The 15,666-nt window shown below is 72.8% G+C and carries 15 protein-coding genes; 7 read left to right on the top strand and 8 right to left on the bottom strand.

Going from position 1 to position 15,666, the window contains the following annotated elements; translation table 11 throughout:
- Positions 1 to 47: 47 nt before the first annotated feature.
- Genes ACFQ9Z_RS00680 through ACFQ9Z_RS00655 form a run of 6 tightly spaced genes read left to right on the top strand, consistent with a single transcriptional unit; the run spans position 48 to position 6,145 of the window.
- Positions 48 to 935: a sugar phosphate isomerase/epimerase family protein gene (locus tag ACFQ9Z_RS00680; protein ID WP_383009142.1), complete on the top strand. Its 888-nt coding sequence runs from the start codon at positions 48 to 50 to the stop codon at positions 933 to 935.
- Positions 932 to 1,567 carry an EboA domain-containing protein gene (locus ACFQ9Z_RS00675; RefSeq protein ID WP_383009140.1) on the top strand — a complete coding sequence of 212 codons (636 nt, stop codon included), beginning with the start codon at positions 932 to 934 and terminating at the stop codon, positions 1,565 to 1,567. Before ACFQ9Z_RS00680 ends, ACFQ9Z_RS00675 begins: the two co-directional genes overlap by 4 nt.
- On the top strand, positions 1,567 to 2,415 hold the full coding sequence (locus ACFQ9Z_RS00670) for a TatD family hydrolase (protein WP_383009138.1): 849 nt from the start codon (positions 1,567 to 1,569) through the stop codon (positions 2,413 to 2,415). The genes ACFQ9Z_RS00675 and ACFQ9Z_RS00670 overlap by 1 nt, the downstream gene beginning before the upstream one ends.
- A gap of 5 nt (positions 2,416 to 2,420) precedes the next feature.
- Entirely contained in the window at positions 2,421 to 3,590 is a 1,170-nt protein-coding gene (gene eboE, locus ACFQ9Z_RS00665; protein WP_383009136.1) for a metabolite traffic protein EboE, read from the top strand.
- Positions 3,587 to 4,990, top strand: coding sequence for an alkaline phosphatase family protein (locus tag ACFQ9Z_RS00660; RefSeq protein ID WP_383009134.1), 1,404 nt, complete (start codon positions 3,587 to 3,589; stop codon positions 4,988 to 4,990). The genes eboE and ACFQ9Z_RS00660 overlap by 4 nt, the downstream gene beginning before the upstream one ends.
- Before the next feature lie 12 nt (positions 4,991 to 5,002).
- Positions 5,003 to 6,145, top strand: a complete 1,143-nt coding sequence (locus ACFQ9Z_RS00655; protein ID WP_383009132.1) for a sugar phosphate isomerase/epimerase family protein — start codon at positions 5,003 to 5,005, stop codon at positions 6,143 to 6,145.
- Between the two features lie 663 nt (positions 6,146 to 6,808).
- Here ACFQ9Z_RS00655 and ACFQ9Z_RS00650 read toward each other — a convergent pair.
- A complete protein-coding gene (locus ACFQ9Z_RS00650) occupies positions 6,809 to 7,780 on the bottom strand; it encodes a LysR family transcriptional regulator (protein WP_383009130.1) in 972 nt (323 codons plus the stop codon).
- Between the two features lie 184 nt (positions 7,781 to 7,964).
- Here ACFQ9Z_RS00650 and snpA point away from each other — a divergent pair, with 184 nt between their 5' ends.
- A complete protein-coding gene (gene snpA / locus ACFQ9Z_RS00645) occupies positions 7,965 to 8,648 on the top strand; it encodes a snapalysin (RefSeq protein ID WP_383009128.1) in 684 nt (227 codons plus the stop codon).
- A gap of 168 nt (positions 8,649 to 8,816) precedes the next feature.
- On the opposite strand, the gene ACFQ9Z_RS00640 is transcribed toward snpA, so the two are convergent.
- The 7 genes from ACFQ9Z_RS00640 to ACFQ9Z_RS00610 form a co-directional block, all read right to left on the bottom strand.
- Positions 8,817 to 9,617, bottom strand: a complete 801-nt coding sequence (locus ACFQ9Z_RS00640; protein WP_383009126.1) for an enoyl-CoA hydratase/isomerase family protein — start codon at positions 9,615 to 9,617, stop codon at positions 8,817 to 8,819.
- Complete coding sequence (locus ACFQ9Z_RS00635) at positions 9,614 to 10,861, bottom strand: cytochrome P450 (RefSeq protein WP_383009124.1); 1,248 nt, start codon at positions 10,859 to 10,861, stop codon at positions 9,614 to 9,616. The genes ACFQ9Z_RS00640 and ACFQ9Z_RS00635 overlap by 4 nt, the downstream gene beginning before the upstream one ends.
- A 97-nt stretch (positions 10,862 to 10,958) precedes the next feature.
- The gene (locus ACFQ9Z_RS00630; protein WP_383009122.1) at positions 10,959 to 12,317 is read right to left on the bottom strand and encodes a cytochrome P450; all 1,359 of its coding nucleotides are present in this window, start codon (positions 12,315 to 12,317) and stop codon (positions 10,959 to 10,961) included.
- A 13-nt stretch (positions 12,318 to 12,330) separates the two neighbouring features.
- The gene (locus ACFQ9Z_RS00625) at positions 12,331 to 12,891 is read right to left on the bottom strand and encodes an ATP/GTP-binding protein (RefSeq protein ID WP_383009120.1); all 561 of its coding nucleotides are present in this window, start codon (positions 12,889 to 12,891) and stop codon (positions 12,331 to 12,333) included.
- Positions 12,892 to 12,894: 3 nt separating this feature from the next.
- Complete coding sequence (locus ACFQ9Z_RS00620; protein ID WP_383009118.1) at positions 12,895 to 13,272, bottom strand: DUF742 domain-containing protein; 378 nt, start codon at positions 13,270 to 13,272, stop codon at positions 12,895 to 12,897.
- A complete protein-coding gene (locus tag ACFQ9Z_RS00615) occupies positions 13,269 to 14,108 on the bottom strand; it encodes a roadblock/LC7 domain-containing protein (RefSeq protein ID WP_383009116.1) in 840 nt (279 codons plus the stop codon). The genes ACFQ9Z_RS00620 and ACFQ9Z_RS00615 overlap by 4 nt, the downstream gene beginning before the upstream one ends.
- Positions 14,105 to 15,286: an ATP-binding protein gene (locus tag ACFQ9Z_RS00610; RefSeq protein ID WP_383009114.1), complete on the bottom strand. Its 1,182-nt coding sequence runs from the start codon at positions 15,284 to 15,286 to the stop codon at positions 14,105 to 14,107. Before ACFQ9Z_RS00610 ends, ACFQ9Z_RS00615 begins: the two co-directional genes overlap by 4 nt.
- Positions 15,287 to 15,666: the final 380 nt, after the last annotated feature.

Here is a 15,666-nt window from a genome sequence, read left to right as displayed (position 1 = left end):
TCCTCACCCCGCACGTCCCAGTGGTCCGGAAGGAAGGTGATCCCCGCATGACCCCTCGGCCATCCGCCCTGCGTTTCGGCTACGGCACCAACGGCCTGACCGACCTGCGGCTCGGCGACGCGCTCGCCCTGCTCGCCGATCTCGGCTATGACGGCGTCGGGCTGACCCTCGACCACATGCACCTCGACCCGCTCGCCCCCGGCCTCGCCGGCCGCACCCGGCGGGTCGCCCGCCGCCTCGCCGAACTGGGGCTCACGGTCACCGTGGAGACCGGCGCCCGCTACGTCCTCGACCCGCGCCGCAAGCACGGCCCCTCGCTGCTGGACGCGGACCCGCGGGACCGCGTGCGGCGCGTGGACCTGCTGCTGCGCGCGGTACGGGTGGCGGCCGACCTCGGCGCGCACGCGGTGCACTGCTTCAGCGGAATCGTTCCGCCGGGCACTGACCGCGCCACGGCCTGGCCCCGGCTCGCCGCTGCCCTCGCCCCGGTCCTGGAGGCGGCCGGCGCCGCCGGCGTCCCGCTCGCCGTCGAACCCGAACCCGGCCACCTGCTGGCCACCCTCGCCGACTTCCACCACCTGCGCGGCCTGCTCGGCGACCCGCCCGCCCTCGGCCTCACCCTCGACATCGGCCACTGCCAGTGCCTGGAGCCCCTGCCGCCCGCGGACTGCGTGCGCGCCGCGGCGCCCTGGCTGCGGCACGTCCAGATCGAGGACATGCGGCGCCCGGTCCACGAGCACCTGCCGTTCGGCCAGGGAGAGATCGACTTCCCGCCCGTCCTCGCCGCCCTGGAGGCGGCCGGCTACCGCGGGCTGACCGTGGTGGAGCTGCCCCGCCACTCCCACGCCGGACCCCGGTACGCCGAGGAGTCCCTGCCGTTCCTGCGCGCGGCCGCCGCCGGCACCGCGGCCGTGCCAGAAGGGAGCACCGCATGAACACCTCACCCCTCGCGGACACCGGCGCCGAAGCCCTCCGCGACCACCTGGAGACCCACCTCGGCCCGGAGGCCCGCGCCTGGCTCCACCAGGCTCTGGAGGAGGCCGCCGCCCGCCCGGGCGGGCACGGCCCGATCTCCGCGTGGGAGCTGCGGCTCGCCGAGGCCGGCCGCCGCTGCGGCAACGGGCACGCAGACGCCGTCCGCGTGCTGATCCTGCGCGCCGCCCGGGCCGACGCGGCCGTGCTCAGCCGTGTCTACCACCAGGGCACCGCCGCCGAACGGCGTGCCGTCCTGCAGGCCCTGCCGCACCTCGTTGCCGGCCCCGACGCCCTCGCGCTGGTCGAGGACGCCCTGCGCACCAACGACACCCGGCTGGTCGCCGCCGCCCTCGGTCCCTACGGGGCCCGTCACCTCGAACCCCACGCCTGGCGGCACGCCGTTCTCAAGTGCCTGTTCACCGGAGTCCCCGTCGACGCGGTCGCCGGCCTCGCCGAACGGGCCCGCGGCGACGCCGAACTGGCCCGCATGCTCGCCGACTTCGCGGCCGAGCGCACCGCCGCGGGCCGGCCCGTGCCCAACGGCCTCCACCACGTCCTGGCCCTGGCCGCCACGTCCAGCGAGGAGTCCTGATGCGCCTGTTCGACCCCCACATCCACATGACCTCCCGCACCACCGACGACTACGAGGCCATGCGCGCCGCGGGCGTCCGCGCCGTGGTCGAGCCGTCATTCTGGCTCGGCCAGCCCCGCACCTCGCCCGCCTCCTTCCTGGACTACTTCGACTCACTGCTCGGCTGGGAGCCGTTCCGCGCCGCCCAGTACGGCATCGCCCACCACTGCACGCTCGCCCTCAACCCCAAGGAGGCGAACGACCCGCGCTGTCTGCCCGTCCTCGACGAACTGCCCCGCTACCTCGTCAAGGACCACGTCGTCGCCGTCGGCGAGATCGGCTACGACTCCATGACCCCCGCCGAGGACAAGGCCCTGGCCGCCCAGCTCCAGCTCGCCGCCGACCACGGTCTGCCCGCACTGGTGCACACCCCGCACCGCGACAAGCTCGCCGGGCTGCGCCGCACCCTCGACGTCGTCCGCGAGTCCGCGCTGCCCCTCGACCGGGTGCTGGTCGACCACCTCAACGAGACGACCGTCGCGCAGGCCAGGGAAAGCGGCTGCTGGCTCGGTTTCTCGGTCTACCCGGACACCAAGATGGACGAGCACCGGATGGTGTCGATCCTGCGGGAGTACGGCCCCGAGCGGGTCCTGGTCAACTCCGCGGCCGACTGGGGCAGGAGCGACCCGCTGAAGACCCGCCGGGTCGCCGACCTCATGCTCGCCGAGGGGTTCACCGAGGACGACGTCGACCGGGTGCTGTGGCGCAACCCCGTCGCCTTCTACGGACTCAGCGGCCGCCTCGACCTGGGGACCGGAACGCCGGAGGCCACCCACGAGGGCAACTCCCTGCTGCGCGGCGGGGAGTGACCGCGATGCGGCTGCGCCACCCCGACGGCACCACCGTCCACCTCGCCTACTGCACCAACGTCCACCCCGCCGAGACCCTGGACGGCGTCCTCGCCCAGCTCCGCGACCACTGCGAGCCCGTGCGCCGCCGTCTGGGCCGCGACCGCCTCGGCATCGGCCTCTGGCTCGCCCGGGACGCCGCCCGCACCCTGGACGGCGACCCCGCCGCGCTGCGCGCGCTCCGCCGCGAACTGCGCCGGCGCGGCCTCGAGGTCGTCACGCTCAACGGCTTCCCGTACGAGGGGTTCGGCTCCGCCGAGGTCAAGTACCGCGTCTACCGGCCCGACTGGGCCGACCCCGAGCGCCTCGCGCACACCATGGCCCTGGCCCGGATCCTCACCGCACTGCTGCCCGACGACGTCACCGAGGGCAGCATCTCCACGCTGCCGCTCGGCTGGCGCACCGCCTGGAGCGCCGACCGGGCCCGCGCGGGGCACCGGGCCCTGCTCACCCTGGCCGAGCGCCTGGACGCCCTGGCCGAGCTGACCGGCCGCTCCATCCGGATCGGCCTGGAACCCGAGCCCGGCTGCACGGTGGAGACCACCGGCGACGCCCTCGCCCCGCTCACCGCCGTGGGACACCCGCGCATCGGCGTCTGCGTGGACACCTGCCACCTCGCCACCTCCTTCGAGGAGCCGGGCACGGCACTGGACGCGCTCGCCGCCGCCGGCGTACCCGTCGTCAAGTCCCAGCTGTCCGCCGCCCTGCACGCCGAACACCCCGGCCGGCCGGAGGTCCGCGAAGCCCTCGCCGCCTTCGCCGAGCCTCGGTTCCTGCACCAGACCCGCACCGTCACCGAGACCGGGCTGCACGGCACCGACGACCTCGGCCAGGCCCTCGGCGGCGGCGCCCTGCCCTCCGGCGCCCCCTGGCGGGCTCACTTCCACGTGCCGCTGCACGCGTCCCCGGAGGCACCCCTGACCGCCACCCTGCCCGTGCTGCGGGACGCGCTCGCCCGGCTGGTGGGCGGCCCCCGCCCGCTCACCCGGCACCTGGAGGTCGAGACCTACACCTGGCAGGCGCTCCCGCCCGAGCTGCGCCCTCGCACACGCGACCGCCTCACCGACGGCATCGCCGCCGAACTCGCCCTCGCCCGCGACCTGCTGACCGACCTCGGCCTCAAGGAGCTGCCATGACCGCGCCCGTCCGGCCCACCCCGCTGCTGGTCCTCGACGTGGTCGGCCTCACCCCGAAACTGCTCCGCCACATGCCGCACCTCCAGGCGCTCGCCGCGGCCGGCTCCCGGGCCCACCTGGGCACCGTCCTGCCCGCCGTCACCTGCGCCGCCCAGTCCACCTTCCTCACCGGCGCCCTGCCCGCCGAGCACGGCGTCGTCGGCAACGGCTGGTACTTCCGCGAACTCGGCGACGTACTGCTGTGGCGCCAGCACAACGGCCTGGTCGCCGGGGACAAGCTGTGGGACGCCGCCCGCCGCGCCCACCCCGGCTACACGGTGGCCAACATCTGCTGGTGGTACGCCATGGGCGCGGACACCGACATCACCGTCACACCCCGCCCGGTCTACTACGCCGACGGCCGCAAGGAACCCGACTGCTACACCCGGCCGCCCGCGCTCCACGACGAACTCACCGAGCGGTTCGGCACGTTCCCGCTCTTCCGCTTCTGGGGACCCGGCGCCGACCTGGCCTCCAGCCGGTGGATCATCGACGCCACCCGGCACGTCGTCCGCACCCGCCGGCCCGACCTGGCGCTCTGCTACCTCCCGCACCTCGACTACGACCTGCAGCGCTTCGGCCCCGACGACCCCCGCGCCCTGCGGGCGGCCGCAGACCTCGACGCGGCCACGGCCCCGCTGCTCGACGACGCCCGGACGGAGGGACGCACGGTCGTCGTGCTCTCCGAGTACGGCATCACCCCGGTGAGCCGGCCCGTCGACATCAACCGGGTCCTGCGCCGCGCCGGTCTGCTGGAGGTGCACACCCAGGACGGCATGGAGTACCTGGACCCGATGGCCTCACGTGCCTTCGCCGTCGCCGACCACCAGATCGCCCACGTCTACGTCCGCCGCCCCGAGGACCTCGCCGCCACCCGGGCCGCCCTCGACGGGCTCCCCGGCATCGGCGAACTCCTCGACGACGAGGGCAAGAAGGCCCACCACCTGGACCATCCGAGGGCCGGCGAACTCGTCGCCGTCGCGGAACCGGACTCCTGGTTCACGTACTACTACTGGCTGGACGACGACCGGGCCCCCGACTTCGCGCGGCTCGTCGAGATCCACCGCAAACCCGGCTACGACCCGGTCGAGCTGTTCATGGACCCGCTCGACCCCTACGTCAAGCTCAGGGCCGCCACCGCCCTCGCCCGCAAGAAGCTCGGGCTGCGCTACCGCATGGCGGTCGTCCCGCTGGACCCCTCGCCCATCCGCGGCAGCCACGGCCGGCTGCCCACGAGCGACGACGACGGTCCGCTCCTCCTGTGCTCCACCCCCCGCGCCGTCGGCGACCGCATCGCGGCCACCGACGTGAAGTCACTCCTGCTCGAACTCGCCGGCCTCGGCACCGGCGACCCGTCCTGAGGGAAGGCACCCGTGAACAACACCCACGACACTGCTGACCAGTTGCGCCGCAGCCTCGGCATCGGCCGCCGCGGCTTCCTGAGCACCTGCACGGCCGTCGCGGCGGGCGCGATCGCCGCGCCCGTCCTCGGCGCGGCTCCGGTGCACGCCGCCCCCAAGGCGGCGGCCGCCACCGGTGAAGGCCACACGCTGGTGCCCGCGGACAAGCGCGGCATCATCCTCTACACCGTGCGCGACGCGATCGGCCGCGACCCGCTGGCCAGCACCCTCCCGTCCGGGTTCCGGGCCGTGTTCGAGCAACTGGCACGCTACGGCTACCGCCAGGTCGAGTTCGCCGGCTACGGCCAGCACGCCAACGCGCCCGGCGGCGCGAACCTGGAGTCCGTCGAGGGCGCCAGGCTGCTGCGCCGCTGGCTGGACGACAACGGTCTGCGCGCCCAGGGCAACCACGGCTTCATCCCGGGTTCCTGGCCGCTGAGCAGCGCCGACCTGGACACCTTCAAGAAGCACCTGGAGATCGCCAACATCCTGGGCATGGCCCACGTGGGCACCGGCGGCGACCCCACCAGCAGCTCCTACAAGGCCGACTGGGACGTGGCCGCCGACAAGTGGCACGCGCTCGGCGCCCTCGCCCGCCGCGAAGGACTCAAGCTCTACACCCACAACCACGACGCGGCCTACGGCTTCCTGCTGGACGGCGGCCCGCTGGACGCGCAGGGCCGCCCCACCCGCAGTTCCGGCATCCGCAAGCTGGAGTACTTCCTGTCCATCACCGACCCGAAGCTGGTCTGGCTGGAGATGGACGTCTTCTGGGCGCACGTGGCCCAGTACAAGTTCCGTACCTACACCGCCCACGACGGCTCCGCGCTGACCGACGTCTTCGACCCGGCCGGCCTGGTCGAACGCAACGACAAGCGGTACCCCCTGTTCCACGCCAAGGACGGCGTCGTCAACAACACCAACGGGATGGGCTACGACATGGTCCCGTTCGGCACCGGCGTCATCGACTACACGACGTTCTTCTCCCGTGTCGGCCACCGCAACTACCACAACCCGATGGTCGAGCAGGACAACGCCCCGAGCGGCACCAACCCGGGCCAGTCCCTGGAGCACGCCGCGATCGGCTACCGCAACATGGCCGCCCTGCGCCGCTAGGAGCGGGCCGTGGCCGAGTGCCGCGCCGCCGAGGGCCGTGCGGGCCGCCGAGGTCCGTGCCGCACCCCGGCACGGCCCTCGGCCCGCGGTCGGCCACCGTCCCGGAGACGCCCTGCCCGCCGGCCCGGACCCGGGGTGCCTCCCGCCTGCCCGGACCGGGGTGCCTCCCACCGGCCACTCCGGCGAGCCGGCCCGCCCCGCGTCCGCCCGGTGCCGTCAGCGCCGCCGGGCGGCGCTGACGGCGGACCACCACCACCGCGCTCCCGCCGAGGACGACGACGGCCCCGGCCGCCGCGCCCGCCGGCGGCAGGGCGAGGCCGGAGCCGGTGCCCGCCAGTCCGCCGTCCGCGGAGCCGGCGCCTGGGCGGGTTCAGGATCCGCCGCGCCGGCGGGGCCGCGCCGAGGGCGATCAGGGCCACGGCCCGGACGGCGCGGGCGCCACGGCGCGGCACACGGGGACCGGACGGCTTGGGGGGCATGGAATCCGCGTGGGTGGAGCGGCTGTTGCGGACGGGTGAACCCCGGGGGAACGCGCGTTCCCCGAGGAAGACCTCCATGACCGTCCGTGGGGTGCGCTCGACGTGCGCGTACCCCCGGGATCCGGTGCCCCTCCGGGCGGCGCGGACGCGGGCGGCGTACCGGCCGCCCGTGACGCACCGCTGCTCAGGCGCCCACCGCGCGCAGCGGATGCGCGGACCTCCCGGCGGCCCCGCGTGCCAGCCACTCCTGGTACGCCGGGGCCTGACGCGCGGCCTCCCAGTAGGCCTCCTCCAACTCCCGGAAGCCGGTGCGCAGTTCTTCCGCCGTCCGGGCCGCGAGCAGCAGCCGCACCCCTATCGGGTCGCCCTGGAGGGGCCGGATGACCAGGTCGGAGCGGGGCGGCAGCGCGGTGGGCTGGCTGACCGTGACCACCTCGCCGATGGCGGCCAGGAAGTAGGCGGTGAGGTAGTCGCCGTGCAGCAGTTCGGGCTCGATCCCGGCGGCGCGCAGCACCCGGCACACTCCGTCCCATTCGCCGTCGACCGTGGCGTCCACCATCCAGCGGTCGTGCGCCAGGTCCGCCAGCCGCACCTCGCGGCGGGCGGCCGCGGGATGCGCGGCGGCCATGGTGACGAACTGCGGCTCGCGTTCCACCAGGACCCGCAGGCACAGCCCGTCCGGCACGCGCAGCGGACTGCCCTCGACCTCGTGCACGAACGCCAGGTCCAGTCCGCCCTCGGCGACCTGCCGCAGCAGGGAGTTCGCGGACACGTCCATCTGCAGGCCGGGCTCGACCGCCGGCATGCGGGTGCGCAGCCGGCTCAGCCAGCCCGGTATCGCCCGGCTGGCCGTGGCGCCGATGCGCAGCCGGGGGCCGCAGGCCGCGCGGGCGGCCGCGGCCCGGGCCTCCGTCACGATCGCGGAGAGTTCGGCGACCAGCGGCCGGGCGCGGCTCACCACGATGCGACCCAGCGGCGTGGGGCGGCTGCCCGTGCGGTCGCGGGTGAAGAGCCGGCCGCCCAGCGACTGCTCGATGCGGCGCAGCTGCGTGCTCAACGTGGGCTGGGCCATGCCCAGTTCCCGGGCCGCCTTGTGCAGGCTGCCGGCGTCGGCGATGGCGCACAGCACGCGTAAGTGCCTCACCTCGAGCTCCATGCGCGGAGCGTAAGGGCTGGGTCTGACGAGGCGCCAGATGTTCAAACGCCCACGGAACAGCACGAGTCGCCCTGATAGCCGTGCGCTATCCCCGGTTGCCATCATCCGCCGGGCCGCCGGGCTGACCCACACTCTTGGCGACCGATCGTTCACCACCCCACACGAACGAGTAGGAGCCCCCCACATGACGTCGACCCGTGCGTCCTCCACGTCCGCGAAGGCCTCCAGGAGACTGCTTGCGCTCGGCCTGGGCGTGACCCTCGCGGCCCTGGGCAGCGCGATCCCGGCGAGCGCCCACACCGCCGGCTCCACCGCCACCGTCCGGGCCGGGTACACCGGCTCGGCCCAGGAGGCGGCGAACAACAAGGCGTTCTTCGAGGCCGTGCTCAACTCGGTCGCCAGGAAGCAGGCGGCCAACCCCGGCCTGCAGTCGGTGACCGTCTACTACAACGCCTCCCAGGCGCCGACGTTCCGCTCCCAGATATCGAGCGCCGCCTCGATCTGGAACAGCTCCGTGACCAACGTCAAGCTCGCGTCGACCTCGGGCAGCGCCGACTTCTCGTACTACGAGGGCAACGACTCCCGGGGCTCGTACGCCTCCACCAACGGCCACGGCAGCGGCTACATCTTCCTCGACTACGCGCAGAACCGGCAGTACGACTCGATCCGCGTCACCGCGCACGAGACCGGCCACGTGCTCGGGCTGCCGGACCACTACAGCGGCCCGTGCAGCGAGCTGATGTCGGGCGGCGGCCCCGGCACGTCCTGCACCAACCGCTACCCCAACGCCACGGAGCGGTCCCGGGTGAACCAGCTCTGGGCCAACGGCCTGGCGAAGGCCCTGGACAAGCTGAACAAGGTGCGCTGACGCCCCAAGGACGCGCCACCCCCCGCTCGAAGCGGGCCGTGCCACCGGCGGCACGGCCCGCTTCGCCGTGCCACGCCACCGACCGTCCGGTGGTGGTGGCGGTGGCCTCCGGCGGGCCCCGGGGCCTGTTGCGAAGGCGGCCCCGGCCGCGCGGTCCGGCGGCAAACCCTAGGCGTGCTCACCCGCCCGCCGCGGGCGCGGCCGGCTCAGCTCCGCGGTCAGCAGGTGCGCGTCGAGCAGCGCGACGTCCGCGGTGCGGGCGGCCCGCGAGTGGCCCGCGAGCATGCGCTTGGTGAGGGTCACGGCCTCCGCCGAGCGACGCACCAGCGGCCGCACCCAGGCCTGGACGGCCGCGTCCAGTTCCCCGGCCGGCACGACCTTGTGCAGCAGACCGAGCCGGTGGGCGGTGGCCGCGTCGAAGGCGTCACAGGTGAGCATGAGTTCACGGATGCGCGCGGCGCCGCCCTCGACGATCAGCCGGCCCATCGCGCCGCCCCAGGCCGGCGGCAGCCCCACGCCGATCTCAGGCATGCGGAAGCTGCAGGTGTCGGCGCCCGCGCGCAGGTCGCAGAACGAGGCGAGCGCGAGGCCCGCGCCGATGACCCTGCCGTGCAGCCGGGCGACGGTGACCGCGTGGGTGTTCTCCAGTGCCTCGCACACCCGGTGGGCCTTGTCCGCGATCCGGCGCATGACGGCCCCCGTGGGGTCCTCCGCCAGCGCGGCCCGGTACTCGTCGCGGTCGGCCCCGAGACAGAAGTCCTCGCCCGCGGCCGACAGCACCAGCACCCGGACGTCAGGGCGGTCGTGGAGGCCGTGGAGCAGGTCGGCCAGACCGTCGAGGGCGGCCACGGTCAGGGTGCTGTCCTGCCCGGAGGGGTTGAGGCGGACCCGCAGGACCGGCCCGTCCTGTTCGGCGTCCAGCGCCTCGCCGTGGGACGCGGCGGGGGAGGAGGTGAGGGTCTCGGTCATGACAGGGCGACGTCCAGGTTCAGCAGGCGCCGGAAGGCCACGCGCGGTGCCCAGGACGGCCGGCGTACGAGGGTGAGGTGCGGGAAGCGCCGCACGAGCTGGTGGAGCAGGGTCTGGGCCTCGAGGCGGGCCAGCGGCGCGCCGAGGCAGTAGTGGATGCCTCCGCTGAAGGACAGGTGGCCCGGCTTGCGGTGCAGGTTGAACAGTTCCGGGTCCGGGTGCCGGGCCGGGTCGCGGTTGGCCGCGCCCACCATGAGGTGGACCATGTCGTCCGCGCGCACCTCGGTGCCGCCGAGCACGCAGTCCCGGGAGGCGACGCGGCTGATGACGTGCGTGGGCGGGTCGTAGCGCAGCGACTCCTCGACGGCCGCGGGGACGAGGTCGGGGCTGACGGCGAGCCGGGCCCACTGCCTGGGGTGCTCCAGCAGCAACAGGGCCGTCGTCGACAGCAGTGTGGAGGTGGTCTCCAGCGCCGCCAGCAGCACGAACAGCGCCAGGTAGTAGACCGCTTCGTCGGCCTTGTCGCGATCGCTCTCCATGCTGTCCCACACCGCGATCCAGCGGGACACGGGGTCTTCACCGGGATGCGCCCGCCGGTCGCGGACCAGCTCGGTGAAGTAGGCGCGCAGCTCGGCCGTGGCCGCGTCGGACAGAGCGAGCTGGCTGGCCGACGGCAGCAGTTCCTGGGTGAAGACCTGGTCGTGGGTCAGGTCCCGCAGGCGGGGGAAGTCGGCGGCCGGCAGCCCCAGCCAGTGGCCGACGGTGGCCACCGGCAGCTCCTCGCTCACCAGCGCGTTGAAGTCAGCCTCGCCGTCGCGCAGCCGCTCGGCGAGGGTGTCGAGGAGCCCGCCGGTGATCTGCTCGACCGTCCCGCGCAGTTCCTCCAGGGAGGTGCGGTCGAACACGCCGGCCGACCGGCGCACCCAGGTGTGGTCCGGGGGGTTGAGCGCGGGCAGCGTCCTGCTCATCTCCCGTGAGGAGGGCGCAGTCCAGCGCGTCCCGTCCCCCTGCTGCTCCCGCCAGCGTGTGTCGGGTTCCAGCCACTCGCGGCCCCGCAGGACCTGGTCGCACAGATCGAAGCCGGTGACGAGATGGCCTCCCCACGGTGCCGCGACCACTCCGCCCCGCGACCGGAGCTCCGCATAGATCGGAAAGGGGTTGGCCTGTCCTTTCGCCGTCCGCAGGCGGGAGAAGAGCGAGACGGCGAAGCGTCTGTCGGCGGGCGGAGTTGTCGCGATCTCCACGACGGTCCCTTCTTGATCGTCAGCATCGGCGCGCCATGCATACCCAACCGATGGCTGATACATACAAGATGACTATGCGCGGGGCGAGTTGCCTACATCACTCTCCTCTGGTCCATGCCAGGAACCGGCTGAACAGACCGGGCCTCGCCTTGGGCGCTGCCGGAGCCGCGGCGTGCGGCGCGGGGTTCGGGACCCGGTGCGCGGCGCCCGCGGCGGGCTGCGGCGCGGGCGCCTGCGCGGGCGTGACGCTGCGGGGCGTGAACCGGACCGGGAGGGTCACCAGGGACCGGCTCCAGGGGGCGGGAACCCAGTTCAGGTCCTTGAACGGAACCCGGACCTCGACGTCGGGCAGCCGGTTGAGCAGCGACTCGACGGCGGTGACCGCGATCACGAAAGCCGGGTCCTTGGCCGGGCAGGCGTGCGGCCCGGCGCCGAACGCCAGGTGCGCCTTGGCGCTGAGCTGTTCACGGTGCTCGGCCAGCCGGGGGTCGGTGTTGGCCGCGGCGAAGGAGATCAGCACCGGGTCGTTGGCCCGCACGGTCCGCGCGCCCAGCTCCACGTCGTGAGTGGGGTAGTGGGCGGCGTAGTTGGCGATCGGGGCGTAGTTCCACAGCACCTGGGTGACCGCGTCCTCGACCGGCAGTCCGGCCTGCCAGTCCTCCCCTAGGATCAGGGCGCCGGCGCTGCCTATGGTCGCCGACAGGGGGGCCGTGCCACCGGAGAGCAGCGTCACCAGCTGGTGCAGCACCTCCTCGTCGGTGAGCTGTGCGGAGTGCTCCATCAGACGGGTCGTCAGGTCGCTGCCGGGGCGACGCCGCTTCAGCGCGATCAGCTCGCCGAGCGCCTCGCCCAGCACCTGGTCCGCGCCCGCCGTGCCGTCGAAGATGCCGCTGATGCCCACGATGACGCGGTCGCCGATCTCGGGCGGGCACCCGAACAGGTCGCTGAAGACCAGCAGCGGCAGCGGCTGGGCGTACTCGGCCATCAGCTCGGCCTGCCCGAGCCGGTCGGAACTGAACCGGCTGATCAGGTAGTCGGCCGACTGCTGGGTCTGCCGCACGAGCTGCATCTCGTTGACGCCGGCCAGACTGTCGGTGACCGCCTGCCGCAGCCGGGCGTGGGCCGCCCCGTCGCTGAACAGCGCGTTGGGCCGGTAACCCATCATCGGCAGGGCGGGGCTGTCCGCGGGCACGCGCCCCTCGTTCAGCGCCCGCCAGCGCCGCGAGTCGCGGACGAACGAGGCCGGGTTCTGCAGGATGTACAGGGCGGCGTCGTAGCTGGTGACCAGCTCGACCTCGACTCCCGGCGCGATGTCCACCGGTGCGCTCGGGCCGAGGCGGCGCAGCTGGTCGTAGTGGGCGTCCGGATCGGAACCGAACTCGGGCCCGTAGAGCGGGACGTTGCCGTGCGCGGGGCAGCCGGGCGGGGGCCCCTGGATGCCGGGAGGCTGCTGCATGTGGGAGTGGCTCCTAGTCGAGAAGGGAAAGAAGGTGGTGGACGAGGGTGATCAGAGCCTGTGCCGACGACTGCTGGTCGCGTACGTCGCAGGCGACCACGGGGGTCCGCTCGGACAGGTTGAGCGCCTCGCGGATCTCCGCGAGCGGGTAGTCGGTCGTGCCCTCGAAGCGGTTGACGCCGATGGCGTACGTCAGGCCGAACCGCTCGACGAGGTCGAGGACCGGGAAGGAGTCCGACAGCCGCTCGGGGTCGACGAGGACCAGCGCGCCGAGTGCGCCCCGGGACAGCTCCTCCCACATCTCCTTGAAGCGCTCCTGACCGGGCGTGCCGAAGAGGTAGAGCACCACCTCGTCGCTGATGGTCAGGCGGCCGAAGTCCATGGCGACCGTCGTGGTGGTCTTGTCCGGGGTTCCGGACAGATCGTCGAAGCCCACGCTGGCCTCGGTGATCTCCTCCTCGGTCCGCAAGGGCTCGATCTCGGAGATGCTCCCGATGCACGTGGTCTTCCCGACCCCGAAGTGCCCCACCACGAGGATCTTGACCGCGGTGAGAACACCTGAATCCAGGTACACGAATCACGCTCCGAATCGGGCTTTGAGGCCGTCGAGTACGGCGTTGAGCACTTCCCGGTCGACGCGTTCGGCGGGCGGAACCGGCTTACGCGCGACGATGTGACCGCTCTCCTCCATCTGCGCCAGGAGAATCCGCACGATCCCCAGCGGCAGATGCGTGTGCGCGGCCACTTCGGCCACGGAGAGAAAGCCCTCCGCCACCAGTTCCAGAACCCGGCGCGCCTCCGGGGAAAGCGTGCGCGCCGAGGCTCCCGCACCTTCTTGCGCGGACACCAGCGTCGTGCGCTCGTAGGTATTGTCCGGTGGCAGCGACCGGCCGTTCGTGATCACGAAGAGCGGGACTAATGCCGACGTCAGCTCGAGTTCCGGCTCGTCATTCACGTGCGGCTCGCCTCCCCGCGCGGTGCGAGATATCCGTTCAGCCGGGGCACCACCTGGTGCAGGCGGGTGGTGAACAGCTCGATATCGGCGTCGTGTTCGGCGGCCGCCGCCAGGAAGGCGCCCGGCCCGGCGGAGATCAGGAAGATCCAGCCGTGCTGGAACTCGATGACCGTCTGCCGCCACTGCGCTGCCGCGTCCGGCCCGGCGAACTGCGAAGTGGCCCTGCTGTAGGCGTGGATGCCGGTCATCGCGGCGGAGATGGTGTCCGCCAGGTCCTGGCTCATGCCGGTGGTGGCGCCGCGCGGCAGGCCGTCGTGGCCCAACAGGACGGCGTGCCGCGCGCCTTGCACCTCGGCCACCGCGGCGTCGAGGTCGGCGATCTGGATGCCTGTGCCTCCGACGGGCGTCTGCTGGGCGCCGCCCGACGGGCCGTCGGCGCCGTCGGCGTGCACGCGCGGCGGCGAGGTGAGGTTGTTGCCGAGCCGGGCGACGAGCCGGTGCATGCGGAAGGAGATCTGCTGCATGTCGACGTCGGGAGCCGCGGCGGCGGCCAGGTAGGCGCCCTGGCCGGCGCCGATCAGGAAGATCCAGCCGTGCGAGAACTCGATGATCGTCTGGTTCCACTGCCTGTCCGCCCCGGGACCGGCGAAGTGGGAGGTCGCCCGGCTGAGCGACTGCATGCCCGCCATGGCGGCGGAGATGGTCCGCACGTCCTTCTGGTCCATGCCGTCGGTCGCGCCGCGGGGCAGGCCGTCCGCGGACAGCAGGACGGCGTGACGCGCCTTCGGCACGTTGTGCACGATGTCCTCGAGCATCCACGACAGGTCGGTGGTCATGCGTCATCGGACCCTTCGGACGGCGCCGAGGCGAGATTGCGGCCCGAGAGCGTGCCGCGCTGGAAGGCTCCCAGGCTCCGGCCGACGGCCCGGCTGGCCTCCTCCGAGGCCGCCGCGGGCGACGTGGCGGCGTCCTGGTCGGGAACGCTGGCGATGGGCACCTGACGGGCGCCCCGGCGGGGCAGACCGTGTGCGGTGCGGGACACCGGCTCGGGCCGGCCCACGCTGCCGCGGATACCGCTGACCTGGGGCTCCTCGGGCACCGCCGGCTCCTCCTCGGTCCACAGTTCCTCAGGCAGCAGGACGACCGCCCGCACACCGCCGTAGCGGGAGACGCCGGTGACGTCCACCCGGAATCCATACTGCCGGGCGAGCAGGCCGATGACCGGGAAACCGAACTTCGGCTGGTTGCCGAGGTGCGAGAGGCGGGGGCTGTACTCACCGGAGAGCAGCGCGGAGGCCTTCTGCCGGTCCTCGTCGTTCATGCCGACACCGGCGTCGTCGATGACGATGCACAGGTTCTTCTGCACCCGCTGGAAATTCACCTCGATCGGCGAACCCTGCTGGGAAAAGCTGGCAGCGTTGTCAAGAAGTTCGGCGACCGCGAGGGCGACCGGGGAAACAGCGGACGCCTTGAGCGCGAAACCGGTCTGCTGCATGATTTCGACGCGCCGGAAATTGCGAATCTGGCCCTGTGCGCTGCGCACCACGTCGTAAACGCTCGCCGGCCTATTGCGGCGGCCCAGCGGAGCACCGCACATCACCGCAATGCCTTGTGCCTTGCGCGCCATCTGGGCATTGGCGTGGCTAACCTCCAGAAGATCGCCCAGCACGGAATGGCCGCCGTATTTGCGCTGAATTTCCTCGAGCAGTGCGAGCTGTTCCGCGGCAAGACTCTGGAGAAAGCGCGCCGATCCCTTGAGGACGGCCTTCGTGCTTTCCTCGGCGGCCTCTTCGGCCTCCGCGATGGTCTTGTCGTGCTCGGCTCTGTGTTGCTGCAACTCTGCGCTTAAAGCAGCAAGTTGGCTGTCGGCCACGCTCAGCTGCCGGGTGAGTTCGGCCTCGGCCAGGCGCTTCTTTGCGGCAATGGCCTTGTTGCGACGACTGAGCGCGAGTGCCGCGACGACGGCGATGAACGCCACCGCGACCAGGCACCAAACGAGTGCGTCTCGAAACATGGATACCTTTCCTATGTGTAGCCTGCAGCCACCGGTGGACGGACTTCGGGGGAATCCGTTGCACAACCGCTCGGAACGACTCGGCCGACTTCCGGTCGAGAAGCCGTTCCGAGTGCGGCGCCCGAGCCGAGTGGACCAAGGTCGCAGACGCGGGGATGCTATCACCGACTTGGCGAAACGTTTGCCGCCAGCCCTGCCCGTATCGGGCCCTGCGGACATATTGGTTCCGCCTGTTTTGCGGACGTACCGGCTGACGCGCGCATCCCGGTAACCACCGGTTGTTCACCGGGTCGCCCGTTGAATGCGCGGCGGTCGTCATTTTCCCGACACACCGCCGGACTCATTGCCCTTTGTCGGACTTGGCGTCCCGTGCGCGCTTA

It is taken from the genome of Streptomyces sp. NPDC056580, from assembly GCF_042793175.1.
GTDB lineage: Bacteria > Actinomycetota > Actinomycetes > Streptomycetales > Streptomycetaceae > Streptomyces.
The sequence above is the reverse complement of the archived record's forward strand: the minus strand, read 5'-3'. Positions and strand labels throughout refer to the sequence as shown.